The following is a 16434-nucleotide window of genomic DNA, read 5'->3' as shown; positions in this document are numbered from 1 at the left end:
GAATGGCTCAACTCTCCATCCGCAACCTGGAAAAGGTCTATGGCGGCGCGCTGAAAGCGCTGCACGGCATCAATCTCGACGTCAAGGACGGCGAGTTCATGGTGCTGGTCGGCCCGTCCGGCTGCGCCAAGTCAACGACCCTGCGGATGATCGCCGGGCTGGAGACAGTGTCGGGCGGCCATATCTCGATCGGCGACAAGGTGGTCAATAATCTGCCGCCGGGCGAACGTGGCATCGCCATGGTGTTCCAGAACTATGCGCTTTATCCGCATATGAAAGTGCGCAAGAACCTCTCCTTCGGCCTGAAACTGGCCGGCGAAAAGAAGGACGAGATCGCACGGCGTGTCGCGGAAGTGGCCGATGTGCTGGAAATCGGGCCGTTGCTCGACCGCTTGCCGAAACAGCTGTCCGGTGGTCAGGCGCAACGCGTCGCGCTCGGCCGCGCGCTGATCAAGAAGCCGGAAGTGTTTCTGTTCGACGAGCCGCTTTCCAATCTCGATGCGAAACTTCGCGCCTCGATGCGTGTGCGCATCACCGATCTGCATCGTCGGCTGAAAGAGCAGGGCCAGTCCTCCACCGTCGTTTATGTCACCCATGATCAGGTCGAGGCGATGACGATGGGCGACCGCATCTGCGTCATGAAGGATGGCCGCATCATGCAGGTGGCCGATCCTGAAACGCTTTATGCGCGGCCGGAAAACGCCTTCGTCGCCGGTTTCATCGGCATGCCGGAAATGAACCTCGTCAACGCCACCGTGAGCCGGGGCGAGGGCGGGCCGGTGGTCACGTTCGGCGATCAGTCGGTGCGCTTCGGCGCCGATCTCGCCGGCCGCCTTGCCGCCGGCACGGATGGCGACGTCACATTCGGCGTGCGCCCGCAGCATTTTCGTCTGGCTGCGCCGGGTGAGGATGCACTGATTGCAAAGGTCATCAAGGCGGATTTCCTCGGCCATGAGGTCGATGTGCATGTCACCATCGGCGGTGAACGGTTCACCGTTGTGCTGCCGGTCGAGGAGTATCGAAAAGCCTCGGTCGATGGCGCGCTGCGCATCCGGCCGGACGAGGAACGGGTTTTCATTTTCGACCGCGTGAGCGGTCAGAATATCAGCCTCGCCTAGGGCGAGGAGAGGGTTTCACCGATGCCGTGTTTCAGGAGGAGGAACGCATCATGAGCAGGAAATCGATCTACGCCGCCTTATCCCTTTCGCTGGCCGCTTCCGCGGTTGCCACCAGCGCCGCGTCTGCTGCGGATTTGCGCATGTCGTGGTGGGGTGGTGATGGTCGCCATGTCGCCACCCAGAAGGCGCTGGACTATTGCACCACCAAGACCGGCCACAAGGTCAAGGCCGAGTTCATGGGCTTTGAAGGTTATCTGGAAAAGCTGACGACGCAGATGGCCGGCAGCACCGAGGCGGATATCATCCAGGTGGACTGGCCGTGGCTTTACCAGTTCTCCAAGGATGGATCCGGTTTTGCCGACCTGAAGGAGTTTGCCGGCGAACTCGATCTCACACAGTGGAACGACAGCCAGCTGGCGCCTGCCATCATGAGCGGCAAGCTCAATGGCGTGCCGGTGTCCGTCACCGGAGCCACCTATTATTTCAACGAGGAGATCTACAAGAAGGCGGGCCTGGCTGCGCCAAAAAGCTGGGATGATCTCGCGGCCGCCGCCAAGAAACTCAACCCGGAGGGCATCTATCCGTTCGATAGCACCCGCGTCATCCTGATGCTGATGGTGGAAGCCTTTGCCGCGCAGATTTCCGGCAAGGAATTCGTCAAGCCCGGCACCAATGAACTGGACTGGACGGCGGATGATATTGCCGGCGCGCTCAAACATTATCAGTGGATGGTCGACAACGGCATCGTGCGCTCGGCCAAGGCTGCGGCGGGCGTCGGCAATGTCGAGATTTTTGACGATCCGGCCTGGGGATCGGGCAAGATCGGCGGCACCTATTTCTGGGATTCGACCTATTCGAAATACAACGATCCGCTCAAGGTCGGAAAACTCATCCCGGCAGCACCTCTGAAGATCGCGGGTGCCAAATCCGATGGCGTCTACAAGAAGCCGTCCATGGTGTTTGCCGTCTCGAAGCATTCGAAGGACCCGAAGGCGGCGGCTCAGGTGGTCAACTGCCTGCTCAACGACAAGGACGCCATCCTGATCCTCGGCGACAGCCGCGGTCTGCCGGCCTCCGCCATCGCCAAGGCGACGCTGGAGCAGGCGGGCAAGTTGACGCCCGAACGTCTCGATGGTGCAAAAATCGTTGCCGATGCCACCGGCCCGGTCATGTCTCCGCTGATCGAGCACCCGTCCGTGCAGGAAGTGTTCAAGGATGTCATCGAACAGTTCGCCTATGGCCAGTTGACGGCGGAAGAGGCCGGAGAGGAGATCGTCAATGGCCTGACCAAGGCGCTGCGTCGCCTGTAACAAACCAATGGCCCATGTCGAAAGGCATGGGCCATGTCTGTCACGGTTCAGACCTCGTGATCGGTCTGGTAACGGCTGCGTCGTTCAAACAGGCGCTGGCGATACCGCGCCTGGCTGGCGGCAAGATGGGCGCGCATCGCATCGCGGGCTGCGGCCGCATCGCCTGCCGAAATGGCGTTGAGAATTTCAAGATGTTCCCGCTGCAGGCCTGCCTGATAGGTGAAGGACAGCACATCTTCGGTGGCATAAGGCGAGGTCACGTCGCAGGGAATGGTGCGGCTTCCCAGTGAATCCAGCACTTCAACGTAAAACGCGTTGTTGGTGGCTTCGGCAATCGCGCGGTGAAAGGCAAAATCCGCAGCCCCGGTCGGCTCTCCGCGTTTCAACAGATGTTCGAATTCGAAAAACCGCTCCTGAATCTGCGCCTCCTGCGAGGCGCTGCGGCGGGTGGCGGCCAAGGCGGCACTTTCCATTTCCAGCGCAATGCGCACTTCCAGCACGTTGAGCGCATGTGAAATGTTGTTGGACGGGTCCTTGGTCGTGATCGGCAGCGGTGTCGAAGAGCGCTGGTGCCCCAGCACAAAAATGCCGGCGCCCTGACGCGTCTCCACCAGTCCATCGGCCACCAGGGTGGCAATCGCTTCACGAACGACCGTGCGGCTGACATCGAAATTATCCGCCAGTTGGGTTTCCGTCGGCAGTTTGTGGCCGATCTCCACCTGGCCGGACAAAAAGTCCTGTCGCAGCGACGTGACGATCCGGTCGGACAGTTTTTGCCGACGCGCTATCCCTGTCTCTGTAGGGCTGGTTGCGGTGTCCGGGTTCTTCATCGCGCCTGCTTCATGCGAAAATAGACAAATTCATGACAGTATTAACACGATTTGTTTGCGAAGGCTCATATCGCTTGGATATTTTTTCTGCACACCATTAGTTCTGAAATGCAAGGATTTTATACGAAATCCAAAAGGGCATGCGGCAAATTTTCAACGCCGCATGTTGTATGCGTTTCGTCAATATGTATGATGACTTCAAACTCAAAGTTTTGGGAGATAACATGAGTCACACCGATTACACCAATCGCTTCGCCATCGATCCGATGACGGCCGCCGGCTTCAACACCGCGCAGTTGCGTGACCATTTTCTGCTGCCGCCGCTGTTCGTGGAAGGCCGCATCCAGCTACATTACACCAATTACGATCGCATGATCGTCGGTGGCGCGACGCCCACCTCGTCGCCGCTCGAACTGGAAACCATCAAGCCGGCCGGCACCGACAAGCTGCTCGCCCGTCGCGAACTGATTGCCGTCAATATCGGTGGTGCAGGCTCGGTCACCGTCGATGGCGAAAAGTTCGCTGCCGGCACGCGTGATATGGTCTATGCCGGCCTCGGTTCATCGGTCACCTTCGCGTCCGACGATGCGTCCAACCCTGCGAAATTCTACCTGCTCAGTGCACCGGCGCATTTCAAGCATCCGGCCCAGCATATCGGTATTTCCGATGCCAAGCGCATCGATCTCGGTTCGCAGGCCACCAGCAACGAGCGCTCCATTTTCCAGTTCATCCACCCGGAAAGCGCAAAAACCTGCCAGCTGGTCGTGGGCATGACCACGCTTGCCGAGGGTTCCGTCTGGAACACCATGCCCTGCCATATCCATGACCGCCGCATGGAAGCCTATCTCTATTTCGACCTGCCGGAAAAGGCGCGCGTCATCCACCTGATGGGCGAACCGGATGAAACCCGCCACCTGATCGTCCAGAACGAAGAGGCGATCCTGTCTCCGGGCTGGTCGATCCATTCGGGTGCAGGCACGTCCAGCTACACGTTCATCTGGGCCATGGCCGGTGACAATGTCGATTACACCGATGTCGATCCGGTCGCCATCGAAGACCTGAAGTGAGGATCACCCATGTCATCGAGTGATCTGTTCGTTTCGGCAGAAGGTGCCGAATGGGTGAACCCGGAACCGGGCGTCACCCGTCGTATCATGGCCTATTTGCCGGAAATGATGATGGTGGAAGTGGTGTTTGAAGCCGGCGCAATCGGCGCAAAACATAACCACCCCCATATCCAGGCGAGTTATGTTGCCGAGGGCAGTTTTGAGGTGACCATCGACGGGCGCACCGAAACGCTCCTCAAGGGCGGCAGCTTCATCGTGCCGCCGGATCTTGTTCACGGTGTGAAAGCGCTCGAAGCCGGCCGGCTGATCGACGTGTTTACGCCGCATCGTGCTGAATTTCTGAAGTGAGGCTTTCATGACCTTGTTTGATCTTTCCGGCCAGGTGGCCGTTGTTACCGGCGCCAACACCGGCATCGGTCAGGCGATCGCGATTGCGCTCGCTGAAGCCGGCGCTTCCATCGTTGCGGTCGGCCGCTCGTCGATGAATGAAACCGAGGCGGCGGTAAAAAACGCCGGCACCGGCTTTCATGTCATCAAGGCGGATCTCGGCACGATCGAGCCTGTCAAAGGCATCGTGTCGGAAACGATCTCCACCTTCGGAAAGCTCGACATTCTGGTCAACAATGCCGGCATCATCCGCAGGGCCGATGCCGTGGATTTCACCGAGGAAGACTGGGACGCCGTCATCGACGTCAATCTGAAGACGGCGTTCTTCCTGTCGCAAGCGGCCGGTCGCCACATGCTGGAGCGCGGCAGCGGCAAGATCATCAACATTGCCTCGCTGCTGTCCTTCCAGGGCGGCATTCGCATCCCGTCCTATACCGCTTCCAAGGCGGGTCTGGCAGGGCTGACAAAACTGCTGGCCTGCGAATGGGCGGGCAAGGGCGTCAACGTAAACGCCATCGCGCCGGGGTATTTCTCCACCAACAACACGACGGCGCTGCGCGAAGATCCGGATCGCAACGAGGCCATCCTGGCGCGTATCCCGGCTGGTCGCTGGGGCACGCCTTCGGAACTCGGCGGTGCGGCTGTGTTCCTCGCCTCGAAGGCCTCGGATTATGTGCATGGCACGGTGATCCCGGTCGATGGCGGATGGTTGGCGCGCTGAGTTTTTGAGATGGCAACTTTAAGAGAGCCTGCATGCAGGCTCGTAGACTGCTGACAAAGGTCGGAAACCTTGCCGCCGTCATCCTCGGGCCTGTCCCGAGGATCTGCAACTGCCTGATATCATTGACGTGGTTAGATCCTAGGGACAAGCCCTAGGATGACGAAATAGGTGCTTGAAAGGTCTGTTTAATGCAGGCCCGTTCCACCATTCAGGACGCCTGCAAATTTCTCGCCCGCGCCACCCAGGCCGCACCTTCCTGTGCGTGGTGAAAACCATTGGCAAGCGGCGCTGCCGGATAGACCTGTTGCAGCCTGGCAATCGCCTCGTCCGCCGCCATCCCCCCATCGATGACGGCGCGGTAAAGCCTCGCCACCTCCACCATGTCGCAATCCTGCGGCGACAGCCGGAACGAGCGGATGCCGGCTGCCAGCAGATCATCGATCTCGCCCAACAGCGACTGGCAGGCATGCGACACCGTCTGCACGCCGTTCAGCGTCAGGAACGATTGCCGGTCCAGCGTTTTCACCGGCAGTCCATCCGGCTCCTCGCCGCAGACGAACTGGCAATTGTCCTTGATGCGGCCCTTGGAGCGGGCATGCGCGCAACGCGCTGAAATCGCCAGCGGCATGCGGCCGAAGGCAAACACCTCGAAATCGATCTCGGGACAGTTTTGGACAATCTCCCGCAGGGAGGAGAAGGGCAGTTCCGGCGGCAGGCAGATGGTTTTGGCACCGCGGCTGGCCAGCAGCCGTGCGGTCGGTGCGTTGTACACATTGATCAGCGGGCTGATCGTGTGCGGCTTGTCCTTCAGCACGGCCAGCGCCGAAAGGTCGTTGGCCTCCAGCATGTGGTCGCTCGTTTCGGCCATCTCGCGGATCTGCTTGCTTTCACGCGCCAGTGTGACCAGCGAGAGGGTGGAAAACACCACTTCCTTGCCGGCACTATCTAGCCGTTCCACCACCTCTGCCAGATGCGGCTCGATGAAATGCTGGCGTTTGGAACAAACGGTTTCGCCGATCAGCACGCGCTCGACCGGGGCTTCGTCTGCGATGCGAAAGTGGAAATCGCGCCACTTGGCGGCGTCCCACAGGTAATAGACCGGGCCAAGCGTCAGGCCCGGACGTTTCGTCTGTGTCATCGCATTATCTCCAGCGTTTTTCGTAGGCGCCGGACGTGGTTTTCTGTCCTTCGCTCATGCTGCGCAGCCGCGAAAGAAGGGCGCCGCGTCTGTCCGGCGGGCTGTTGACCGCCGCCTTCATCACCTTCACCACCTCGGCGACATAGGCCTTACCGCGCTGCCGTCCCTCGATTTTTAGCGCGCTCACGCCCGCAGCCTTCAGTGCTTCCAACTCGCCCATCACGTCGAGCGAGACCGGATCCTCGAAGGCATAACCATTGCTGTCGGCGATATCGAACCGGCCTTTGCAGAGGGTCGGATAACCGGCGGCTTCGCCTTCGGGAAAGCGGTTGATGGTGAATGCGCCAAGCTCCGACACCAGATCGCGGCCATCCTTGCGGTAGCGCACATGACTTGCCGGCGAACAGACGCCGTTCATGTTCGGAGATTTGCCGGTGGCATAGGAGGAGAGCGAACAGCGCCCCTCGGCCATGACGCACAGCCCGCCGAACACAAAGACTTCCATCTCGCAGCGGATCGATTTGCCGATGCGGGCAATGTCGGCGATCGTCAGCGTGCGCGGCAGAACCACGCGCTTGGCATTAAAAGTGTCGACGAGAAAATTGATGGCATCCGGGTTGGAGGCCGAGGCCTGAACCGACACATGCAGCCGCTGATCGGGGTATTTTTCGGCCACATGCGCCATCAGCCCGAAATCGGCAAGGATCAGGGCATCGGCACCGCAGGCCACGGCATCGGCCGCGCCCTGATACCAGATCTCCTCAGCGCCGGCCCGCATAAAGGTGTTGAGCGCCACAAAGGTCTCGCACCCCTTCTTTTTGGCGTAGGCGATCGCCTCCTTCAGTTCCTCCCGGGAAAAGTTGAGACCGGGAAAATTGCGAGCATTGGTTTCGTCGCGAAAGCCGCAATAAACGGCATCGGCGCCGGCATCCACGGCTTCGTGGAAGGCAGCCGGTGTACCGGCGGGACAGATCAGTTCCATGATGCGGTTTCTCCGGCCAGAGCGCGATCAAGGGCGCGGTTGCGGATTTCGCCGATTACCCGTCCCGCCATCGGCGCAAACGGGCCGGCAAGGCGGGCGAGGTCCTTCGAAAGGTCGATACTGCTGGCATCGAGCGCGTTGCGCATGGCCAGCATCGCCTCCATGTCGCCGGTCACCGAAAGGTCGCGCGAAAAGAACAGCGCATCGGCATCGCAGCGGCCTTCCATCAGTGCCAACAGCATGAACAGCGGCGCTTCGGTCACGGCATCGGCGATGACATCGGTGGTCTTGCGCCAAACGAAAATGGTGTCGCTGGCCGGTTCGACGATGAAGGCAAGCGGCACGTCGGTCGGCAGGAAGGCAAACCGTTTTGCCTTGTGCTCGCCCAGCCGCTCGAAAAGACCCGGATGTGCAAGGCCGATACGCCTGAACATCAGGCGGCAGACACGTTCGATGACGACAAGCGGAACGGCATTGAGCGGACGGGTCAGAAGAGGGGGGATCAATTGCATAGGCGTCGGACGTCTCCGGATCATTTCGCGCAAAGGCTAACGATCGCGGCGCAACATGTTTTTGAGCTAGAACAAAGACGGCGGTAAAATCCCCGGCCAAAGAAGGGGATGACCCCAAATGCCGCGCCGCGCCGCTACCGTGATCTCCAGCATTTTGCCTCTGACCTCGAAAGCCGTGGCCTGCTGAAACGTATCTCCAGACCGGTCAGCCTTGTGCATGAGGTGACGGAAATCCATCGCCGCGCGCTGCATCAGGCCGGTCCAGCGCTGTGGTTCGAAAAGCCGGTGGATGCCGAAGGGAATGTCTGTCCCATCCCGCTGCTCGTAAACCTTTTTGGCACACGCGAACGCATTGAATTGGGGTTTGGCCTGGAGCCGGGAAAGATCGGCGATCTGGCAAAACTGCTGGGTGACCTGCGCGAACCCCGCCCGCCGGCATCGCTGAAGGATGCGCTGGGAAAACTGCAGATGCTGCAAGCGGCGCTGTCGCTGGGCGTGCGCAATGTCGGTTCGGCGCCGTGTCAGGATGTGGTGCTGCGGGGAGAGGATATCGACCTCGCCAAACTGCCGATCCAGTGGTGCTGGCCGGGGGAGCCGGCACCGCTCGTCACATGGCCGCTGATCGTTACCCGCAGTCATGATGATCCGGCAGACGTCAATCTCGGCGTCTATCGCATGCAGAAGCTTGGGCGAAACCGGCTGATCATGCGCTGGCTTGCCCATCGCGGCGGTGCAAAACACCATCGCGAATGGCAGCGTCAGGGCAAGGATACGCCGGTTGCCGTGGTCATCGGCGCGGACCCGCAGACCATTCTTTCGGCCGTCATGCCGCTGCCGGAAGGCATGAGCGAACTGGCCTTTGCCGGCGTTTTGCGCCGTCGTCGCACGCGGGTCGTCAAGGCCGTCAGCCAGCCCTTGATGGTGCCGGCCAATGCCGAAATCGTCATCGAAGGCACGGTATCGGCAACGGAAATGGCCGATGAAGGCCCCTATGGCGATCACACCGGTTATTACAATTCCGTCGATCGTTTCCCGGTGATGACGGTGACGGCCATCACCATGCGGCAGAAACCCGTCTACCTTTCCACCTATACCGGTCGCCCGCCAGACGAACCGTCGGTGCTCGGCGAGGCGATGAACGAGCTTTTTGTGCCGTTGGTCAAAAAGCAGTTTCCCGAAATCGTCGATCTGTTTCTGCCGCCGGAAGCCTGTTCCTACCGCGCCATCGTGGTGTCGATCGACAAACGGTACGCCGGTCAGGCGCGGCGCATCATGCTTGGCCTGTGGTCCATGCTGCCGCAGTTTTCCTATACAAAACTCATCATCGCCGTTGATCCCGATGTCGATGTCCGCAGCTGGCCGGATGTGATGTGGGCGCTCGCCACCCGTTTCGATGCCTCGCGCGACATGGTGGTCTTGACCGATACGCCGATCGATTACCTCGATTTCGCCTCACCGAAACCCGGCCTTGGCGGCAAGCTGGGGCTGGATGCCACCAACAAGATCGGCCCGGAAACGGATCGTGAATGGGGCAGGGTGCTGGCCATGAGGCCGGAGGTCGAGGCGCGTGTCTCGGCCATGTGGCACGAGCTCGGGCTGGATTTGCCGCAATGAACGAAGCAAGAAAGCGCGTGGTTCTCGGCGTCTCCGGCGCATCGGGTGCCGCCATCGCTCTGCGGATCAGTGAATTGCTGGCGGGTTTGGCCGCAGTCGAATTGCATCTCGTCGTCTCGCAGGCCGCAACCCGCACATTCGAAGCGGAGATCGGTGCGGATGCGCTTTTCCGCCTGATCAGCCTTTGCCATCACCACCACGCCATCGACAATATCGGCGCTTCGATCGCCAGTGGCTCGTTCCGCACAGCCGGCATGATCGTCGCCCCGTGTTCGATGCGCACGCTTGCCGGCATTGCTACGGGGCTGGCCGATAATCTCCTCATCCGCGCCGCCGATGTGCATCTGAAGGAGCGTCGGCCACTCATCCTGCTGGCGCGGGAAACACCGCTGCATCTCGGTCATCTGCGCAACATGGTGGCGGTCACCGAAATGGGGGCAACTGTCATGCCGCCGGTGCCGGCCTTTTATCATCGTCCGCAATCCGTTGCCGATATCGTCGAGCATATCGCCTGCCGCGCCATCGACATGCTACGCCTTGAAGATATGCCGCTCGCCAGCGAATGGCGTGGCTGAGGCTGTCACGCCTCGGGCTTGACCTCAGCATATTTCGCCCGCTGGTGGGCGACGAAGGCGCGCACGGCAGCCGAACTTTCCGACTTGCGATAGGCGACTGCCAGATCGGACGTCACCCGGTTGCGCAACAGCTGCAGATAGCGCACGCCCGGCAATTGCAGGCAGGACAGCGATTGCGGCCCGACAGCCGCCCCCAGCCCCACTGCCACCATGCTGGCAATGGTGGTGAAGTCACGGCCGGTGGCGCTGATGTTTGGCTCGAAACCGGCGGCCCGGCAGGCATCCAGCGTGTTGGAATGGAAGCCCACATCGGCGGGCTGGCGTGGCGTGATGAAGGTTTCCGCCGAAAGCGCCGCCAGATCGACCTCCTCCACCGAAGCGAGCGGATGGTTTTGCGGCAGCGCGATCACCAGAGGTTCGCGCAGCACCGTCATCGTCGCCACACCGGCCGGCACCGCGACAGGCGGGCGGATGTAGCCGAAATCCAGCTCTCCCTCGGCAATCTTGGTCAACTGCATGCGCATTTCCATTTCCACCAGCTGCAACTCGATATCGGGAAAGGTGCTGCGGAAGGAGGACAGCGATTCGGTCAGCACGCCGGCATAGGCAACCGAGGCGACATAACCGATCGAGATCTTTCCCGTCTGGCCACGGCCGACCCGCCGCAGCTGCGCCAGCGCCAGATCCGTCTGCGCCACGATCTTGCGTGCCTCGTCGAACAGGATCTGGCCGGAAAGCGTCAGCTGCACCGAGCGTTTCGAACGATCCAGCAGCGGCAGGCCTACCAGCGTTTCGAGATTGCGGATCTGCTGGCTGAGGCCGGGCTGGGCGATCCCCAGCCGAGCCGCTGCCCGCTCGAAATTCTTCTCCTCCACCAGCGCAATGAAATAACGCAGATGCCGCAATTCGAATTGCGATGCGCGGGGTGTCTTGGGAGCAGCCATCGGAAATCTCGGTTGTAATAATCGGCGCTTATGCCGATAGGTGAATTTCATAATTGATAGTTCTGAAAAATCCACCTCCCGATTATTGGATCGATCGATATCCGCGCTATAAAAGATGAGCAAATAAGTCCAGATTGATGATCCGGGCGCGATGGCGCATGCGGACGAATTTGCGGGGGCGCATAATGATCTTGTCGAAAACCCATCTGATGCTCGCAGCGTCCGTCGCATTCACCGGCTGTATCGGTGCCGGTCATGCGCTTGCGCAGGATGCTGCCGAAAGCACAACGCTTGCCCCGATCGTGGTCACCGGAAATGCTGCGGAAGATCCGAAAGGCCCGGTCAAAGGTTATGTCGCCAAGTCCAGTTCCACGGCATCCAAGACCGGCACGCCGCTGATCGAGACGCAGCAGTCTGTTTCGGTGGTCACCAGCGACCAGATCAAGGCCCAGAACGCCCAGACGCTGGGCGAAGTGCTGGGGTATACGCCCGGTGTTGTCGCTCAGCCCTTTGGTGCCGATCCGCGTTTCGATTCTCCGATCATCCGTGGTTTCGATGGGCGTCAGGCGCAGTTCCTCAATGGTCTGCGGATGATGCGCACGGCCGGCGCGCCGGCCTTCGAAGTTTATGGGCTGGAACGCGTCGAGGTGCTGCGCGGCCCGGCCTCTGTCATGTATGGTCAGGGCAACCCCGGCGGCATGATCAACCAGATCAGCAAGCGCCCGACTTTCGAGAGTTTTGGAGAAGTTGGCGCCCAGGCTGGCAGTTACGACTATTACGGTGGTTTTTTCGATTTCGGCGGCGCAGTGACGGAAGGATCGGATTTCGCCTATCGCCTGACCGGACTTGCAAAAAATGCCGGCGCCCAGACCGACAATCTCAATAATGATCGCTTTTTCATAGCGCCGGCGCTCACATGGCAGCCTGATGAAGATACCAAGCTCACCATCCTGACCAGCGTCCAGCGCGATAACCCCAGCACGCCGTCCGGCCTGCCGCCGCAGCTGACATTGAATGCCACCAGCTACAAGCTGCCGCGCGATTTCTATGTCGGCGATCCGAGTTTCGACGATTCGAAGCGCACCATGATCAATCTCGGATACGAGCTGGAAAAGCGCCTCAACGAGACCTGGACCTTCCGCCAGAACCTTCGCTACATGGATTTCGACTGGGATTACACGTCGCTCGGCATGTCGACCGCTGGTCTGGCTGCAGACGGCCGCACACTGCGCCGCAACGCCACCTTCCAGAACGAAGCCCTGAGCACGTTCAACGTCGACAACAATTTCGAGGCGGACTTTGCCACCGGTGCTGTCGATCACAAGCTGCTTGTCGGTCTCGACTACCGCTATTTCGACAACAATGTCCGCACGCAGTTCTGGCAGGCAACGACGCTCGATATGGTTTCACCGGTTTACGGAGGGCCGATCAATCTGATCTCGCGCACGATCGACACGACGGTGGACAGTCAGCTCTGGCAGGCGGGGCTCTATCTGCAGGATGAGCTGGCTTATGAAAACTGGCGCGCCACGCTTGGTCTGCGTCATGACTGGTCGGGCACATCCGGCACGTCAACCAGCGGCATTACCGGCATTGCGCGCTCGCTCGACCAGACCGACCAGAAACTGACCGGCCGCGCCGGCCTCAGCTATCTCTTCGACAACGGCATTGCGCCTTACATCAGTTATGCCACCTCGTTCGAACCGGTTGCCGGTGCAAACAGCCTCGGCGACCCCCTGAAACCGACATCCGGTGAACAGGTCGAGGCCGGGATCAAATACCAGCCGACCAACTGGAATGGTTTTTTCGCGGCGTCCGTCTATGACCTGACGCAGCAGAATGTTTCGCGCACCATCAATGGCGTGATTTCGCAGATCGGCGAGGTCAAGGTTCGCGGCATCGAGCTCGAAGGTGTCGTCGGTCTGGCGGCAGGTCTCGATCTGCGTGCGGCCTACACCTATACCGACACGGAAATCGGTTCCGGTGCCGACAATGGCAAGCGTGTCGAAAACGTGCCGGAGCATGCGGCCAGCCTGTGGGTCAATTACACTTTCCAGGAAGACAGTGCGCTTGACGGTCTGGGAATCGGCGGCGGCGTGCGGTATGTCGGGCAACGTTACGGCAATAGTGCCAACACCTATAATCTCGATCCGGTGACGCTGGTGGATGCCGCCATCAGCTACAGCAATAACGGTTACAAGGCTTCGTTCAACGTGCAGAATATTGCCGACGAAAACTATGTGGCCAGCTGCAGCTCGTTCGGTTGCTATTATGGTGATGGCCGCACATTCATGGGGAAAGTTTCCTATAGCTGGTAAGCCCATTTTGCAGCAGTCCCGATCGATTTCGATCCGGCGCCGGGAACTCGTTCTCGGCGCCGCTCTGACGTTTCTGTCTGCCGGTCGGGTGAGCGCTGCAGAAAGCAACCCGCCGCCTCAGCGCATTGCTGCCGTCGATTGGGCGATGCTGGAAACCTCGGTCGCTTTGGGCGTCATGCCGGTGGCCGCCACCGAACTGATCCAGTTTCGAGAGGATGCCGTCGAGCCTTTCATTCCGGATGACGTGATCGATCTTGGCCTGCGCGGTGCCGTCAATTTTGAGCTTCTGCATCTGGTCAAGCCGGACCTCATCCTGATCTCGCCTTTCTACGCACGGCAAGAAGCGACACTCGCTGCCATCGCGCCGACGCTGTCGTTGCCGTTTTATATCAAGGGCGAACCACCCTTCGGAAAGGCGCTGGCCGCAGTAAAGGCACTGGGTGAAAAACTCGGAAGAACGGAACAGGCTACCCGCGTAACAAGCGATATTCTCGGCACGCTGGATGCCATGCGGCAATCCGTTTACCGTTTTGCCGAGCGTCCCACCTATCTCGTCAATATGGGCGATGCGCGTCATGTCCGCATTTTTGGCACCGACAGCATGTTCGGTGATGTCCTGTCGCGGCTCGGTCTGCGCAATGCTTGGAACGACCGTTCCCGCTTCACCTTTGCAGCGCCGGTGCCGATCGAAAAGCTTGCGGAGGAAAAGGATGCCCGCATCGTCATCATCTCCGATATCCCCGTGCAGTCACGCCGGGATCTGCGCAACAGCATGATCTGGAACACGCTGGAGCCGGTGCGCGAAGGCCGTGTCCTGCAACTGGCCAATATCGGTCCTTATGGTGGTGTGACGGCCGGGATGCGGTTTGCCCGGCTGTTTACGCAGGCCCTGCTGGCGCAGGATGACGGCCGATGAAGCATTGTATCTGGCTGGTTCCACTGGCCGCCCTCCTGGTTGCCATTGCCCTTTTTGTGCATGAAGCCTCGCTGGTGGTCGAAACCGGTGCCTGGGGCGATGCCATCTTCTCGACCGCGTCTCCCTCCATGGATCAGGTCATTCTGCTTTACGGCACCTTTCCACGCGCGGGTGTGGCGCTGGCTGCCGGTGCCGCACTCGGCCTGTCCGGCGCGCTTTTGCAGCAATTGCTGCGCAACCCGATTGCCGATCCGTCAACGCTCGGCATTTCTGCCGGTGCCCAGCTTGCCATCGTTGTCGCCACGCTGTTCTTTCCGGAATTTCTCGATGGTAACCGCACATTCGTCGCGTTGTTCGGCGCCGGTGCGGCTGCGGCCATCGTGTTCGCTCTCGCATGGCGCCGTGCTTTCGAGCCGGTAACCATGGTCGTCTCCGGCCTTCTGGTCGGCGTCACCGCTGCCGCCTTTTCAGCCGCACTGACACTGGCGCAGGGCGAGTACCTGATGTCGCTCGTCACCTGGAATGGCGGCTCGCTCAGCCAGCAGGACTGGTCGGTGTTCCAGTCGCTGTCGATCGAGCTGGTCATGGCCGCCATTCTGTCGGCCCTGCTGCTGCGCCCGTTGCTTTTGCTCGGTCTGGGCGATGCCGGTGCGCGTGCGCTGGGCGTCAATCTCGCCGGCATCCGGTTTGCGGTGGCCGCACTCGCAACCGCTCTGGCGGGTTTCGTTGCCGCAGGCGTCGGGCTGATCAGTTTTGTCGGCCTTGCCGCCCCGGCTTTGGTGCGTGGTATCGGTGTCCGGCGGCCGGCCATGGTCGTGACGCTTTCACCTTTTGCCGGCGGGCTTCTCCTTTTCCTGTGCGACGGGATTGTTCAATATGTTGCCAGCAGTGCCGGCGAAACCTTTCCGACCGGGGCCGTAACGGCGCTGATTGGTGGCCCGCTTCTGCTGTGGCTGCTGCCACGCGTGCGAACCATGGAACTGCACGAACGGTCGGCGCTGATCGTCAAGCCGACCGCATTGCGGCGCGGCCTGCCGGTTTTTGCACTTGCCGCCATTGTCGTCATCGTTCTGGCGCTGGCGGTTGCCCGCAACGGCGTCCACTGGGTCATGCTGGATGTGCACCAGATCGCCGATCTGGCGCCCCTGCGCTGGCCGCGCCTGCTCGCCTCGGCGGCTGCCGGCGGGCTTCTGGCGCTCACCGGCGCCGTCCTGCAACGCATGACCGGCAATGCCATGGCAAGCCCGGAAGTGATCGGTGTCAGCGGCGGAGCGGGGCTGGGTTTTGCCGCAGCGCTGACCTTCTGGCCGATGGGCGGCGCGCTGACGCAATTGGGTGGTGCGGGGGCTGGCGCTCTCATCGTCATGGCGCTGGTGCTTGGTTTCGCCAGCCGTCGTCATCTTCCGGCCGACAAGCTGCTGCTCGCCGGCATCGCCATTGGTTCGCTGTCCTCGTCCGTGCTTGCCGCCCTGATGGCGATCGGTGACCAGCGCTCCTGGCAAATCCTTGCCTGGCTCGGCGGCTCGGCCTCGACCGCCACCAGCACGACCGCCATTCTTCTGGCCGCCATCGCGGCGGTCGGGCTTGCCGTCTCGCTGTTCTTCACGCGTTGGCTTTCGGTGCTGCCGCTTGGCGCGCCGGTTGCCCGTTCGCTGGGCATGTCGGTGCCGGTCAGCCGCGTTGTGCTGCTGCTGATCTGCGGCATTGCCACCGGAGCTGCTTCGCTTCTCGTCGGCCCGTTGAGCTTCGTCGGCCTGATCGCGCCGCATATCGCGCTGCGCGCCGGTTTCGTGCGGTCAGGCGATCATATGGCCGCCTCGTTCCTGCTCGGTGCGGTGGTGATGGCCTTTGCCGATTTCGGCGCGCGCACCGCCACTTTCCCTTACGAACTTCCGCTTGGCCTTTTCGCGGCCATGGTCGGAGCGCCCTATCTCATCTGGCTGGTGGCGCGGGGCGAGCGATAGCGATTTTTGCCGCTGGCAGCCGCTCGGGAATGATCGGC

Annotated in this window: 15 protein-coding genes; 10 read left to right on the top strand and 5 right to left on the bottom strand. The window is 60.9% G+C overall.

Annotation, left to right across the window (positions count from 1 at the left end):
- The first annotated feature begins 2 nt into the window (after positions 1 to 2).
- Positions 3 to 1118 carry a sn-glycerol-3-phosphate ABC transporter ATP-binding protein UgpC gene (gene ugpC / locus EDF70_RS14945; protein WP_132274848.1) on the top strand — a complete coding sequence of 372 codons (1116 nt, stop codon included), beginning with the start codon at positions 3 to 5 and terminating at the stop codon, positions 1116 to 1118.
- 50 nt (positions 1119 to 1168) lie between these two features.
- Entirely contained in the window at positions 1169 to 2428 is a 1260-nt protein-coding gene (locus EDF70_RS14940) for an ABC transporter substrate-binding protein (RefSeq protein ID WP_132274845.1), read from the top strand.
- A gap of 47 nt (positions 2429 to 2475) precedes the next feature.
- Here EDF70_RS14940 and EDF70_RS14935 read toward each other — a convergent pair whose 3' ends face one another.
- The gene (locus EDF70_RS14935; protein ID WP_132274843.1) at positions 2476 to 3258 is read right to left on the bottom strand and encodes a FadR/GntR family transcriptional regulator; all 783 of its coding nucleotides are present in this window, start codon (positions 3256 to 3258) and stop codon (positions 2476 to 2478) included.
- Between the two features lie 224 nt (positions 3259 to 3482).
- Between EDF70_RS14935 and kduI the strand changes: the two genes are divergently transcribed.
- Genes kduI through kduD form a run of 3 tightly spaced genes read left to right on the top strand, consistent with a single transcriptional unit; the run spans position 3483 to position 5433 of the window.
- Positions 3483 to 4325, top strand: a complete 843-nt coding sequence (kduI, locus tag EDF70_RS14930; RefSeq protein ID WP_132274840.1) for a 5-dehydro-4-deoxy-D-glucuronate isomerase — start codon at positions 3483 to 3485, stop codon at positions 4323 to 4325.
- Positions 4326 to 4334: 9 nt separating this feature from the next.
- Positions 4335 to 4673 carry a cupin domain-containing protein gene (locus tag EDF70_RS14925; RefSeq protein WP_132274838.1) on the top strand — a complete coding sequence of 113 codons (339 nt, stop codon included), beginning with the start codon at positions 4335 to 4337 and terminating at the stop codon, positions 4671 to 4673.
- A 7-nt stretch (positions 4674 to 4680) separates the two neighbouring features.
- Positions 4681 to 5433 carry a 2-dehydro-3-deoxy-D-gluconate 5-dehydrogenase KduD gene (gene kduD / locus EDF70_RS14920; protein WP_132274835.1) on the top strand — a complete coding sequence of 251 codons (753 nt, stop codon included), beginning with the start codon at positions 4681 to 4683 and terminating at the stop codon, positions 5431 to 5433.
- A 208-nt stretch (positions 5434 to 5641) separates the two neighbouring features.
- Here kduD and EDF70_RS14915 read toward each other — a convergent pair whose 3' ends face one another.
- The 3 genes from EDF70_RS14915 to EDF70_RS14905 are packed head-to-tail and all read right to left on the bottom strand — an operon-like array spanning position 5642 to position 8065.
- Positions 5642 to 6571, bottom strand: coding sequence for a U32 family peptidase (locus EDF70_RS14915; protein ID WP_132274833.1), 930 nt, complete (start codon positions 6569 to 6571; stop codon positions 5642 to 5644).
- A gap of 4 nt (positions 6572 to 6575) precedes the next feature.
- On the bottom strand, positions 6576 to 7553 hold the full coding sequence (locus tag EDF70_RS14910) for a peptidase U32 family protein (protein WP_132274830.1): 978 nt from the start codon (positions 7551 to 7553) through the stop codon (positions 6576 to 6578).
- Positions 7544 to 8065, bottom strand: coding sequence for an SCP2 sterol-binding domain-containing protein (locus EDF70_RS14905; protein WP_132274828.1), 522 nt, complete (start codon positions 8063 to 8065; stop codon positions 7544 to 7546). Before EDF70_RS14905 ends, EDF70_RS14910 begins: the two co-directional genes overlap by 10 nt.
- 108 nt (positions 8066 to 8173) lie before the next feature.
- Here EDF70_RS14905 and EDF70_RS14900 point away from each other — a divergent pair, with 108 nt between their 5' ends.
- Together EDF70_RS14900 and EDF70_RS14895 are read left to right on the top strand one after the other, a co-directional pair.
- On the top strand, positions 8174 to 9679 hold the full coding sequence (locus tag EDF70_RS14900) for a UbiD family decarboxylase (protein ID WP_132274825.1): 1506 nt from the start codon (positions 8174 to 8176) through the stop codon (positions 9677 to 9679).
- Positions 9676 to 10254 (top strand): UbiX family flavin prenyltransferase, encoded by a 579-nt coding sequence (locus EDF70_RS14895; RefSeq protein ID WP_132274823.1) that lies wholly within the window; start codon positions 9676 to 9678, stop codon positions 10252 to 10254. The genes EDF70_RS14900 and EDF70_RS14895 overlap by 4 nt, the downstream gene beginning before the upstream one ends.
- A 5-nt stretch (positions 10255 to 10259) precedes the next feature.
- On the opposite strand, the gene EDF70_RS14890 is transcribed toward EDF70_RS14895, so the two are convergent.
- Positions 10260 to 11198, bottom strand: coding sequence for a LysR substrate-binding domain-containing protein (locus EDF70_RS14890; protein ID WP_132274820.1), 939 nt, complete (start codon positions 11196 to 11198; stop codon positions 10260 to 10262).
- A gap of 209 nt (positions 11199 to 11407) precedes the next feature.
- On the opposite strand from EDF70_RS14890, the gene EDF70_RS14885 reads away from it, so the two are divergent.
- From EDF70_RS14885 to fhuB, 3 genes are all read left to right on the top strand, one after another.
- Positions 11408 to 13516, top strand: coding sequence for a TonB-dependent siderophore receptor (locus tag EDF70_RS14885; RefSeq protein ID WP_132275857.1), 2109 nt, complete (start codon positions 11408 to 11410; stop codon positions 13514 to 13516).
- Positions 13517 to 13580: 64 nt separating this feature from the next.
- Complete coding sequence (locus EDF70_RS14880; RefSeq protein WP_245519209.1) at positions 13581 to 14432, top strand: iron-siderophore ABC transporter substrate-binding protein; 852 nt, start codon at positions 13581 to 13583, stop codon at positions 14430 to 14432.
- Complete coding sequence (gene fhuB / locus EDF70_RS14875) at positions 14429 to 16396, top strand: Fe(3+)-hydroxamate ABC transporter permease FhuB (RefSeq protein WP_132274815.1); 1968 nt, start codon at positions 14429 to 14431, stop codon at positions 16394 to 16396. Before EDF70_RS14880 ends, fhuB begins: the two co-directional genes overlap by 4 nt.
- Positions 16397 to 16434 lie beyond the last annotated feature (38 nt).

Source organism: Neorhizobium sp. JUb45, assembly GCF_004343585.1.
Lineage (GTDB): Bacteria > Pseudomonadota > Alphaproteobacteria > Rhizobiales > Rhizobiaceae > Neorhizobium.
The sequence above is the reverse complement of the archived record's forward strand: the minus strand, read 5'-3'. Positions and strand labels throughout refer to the sequence as shown.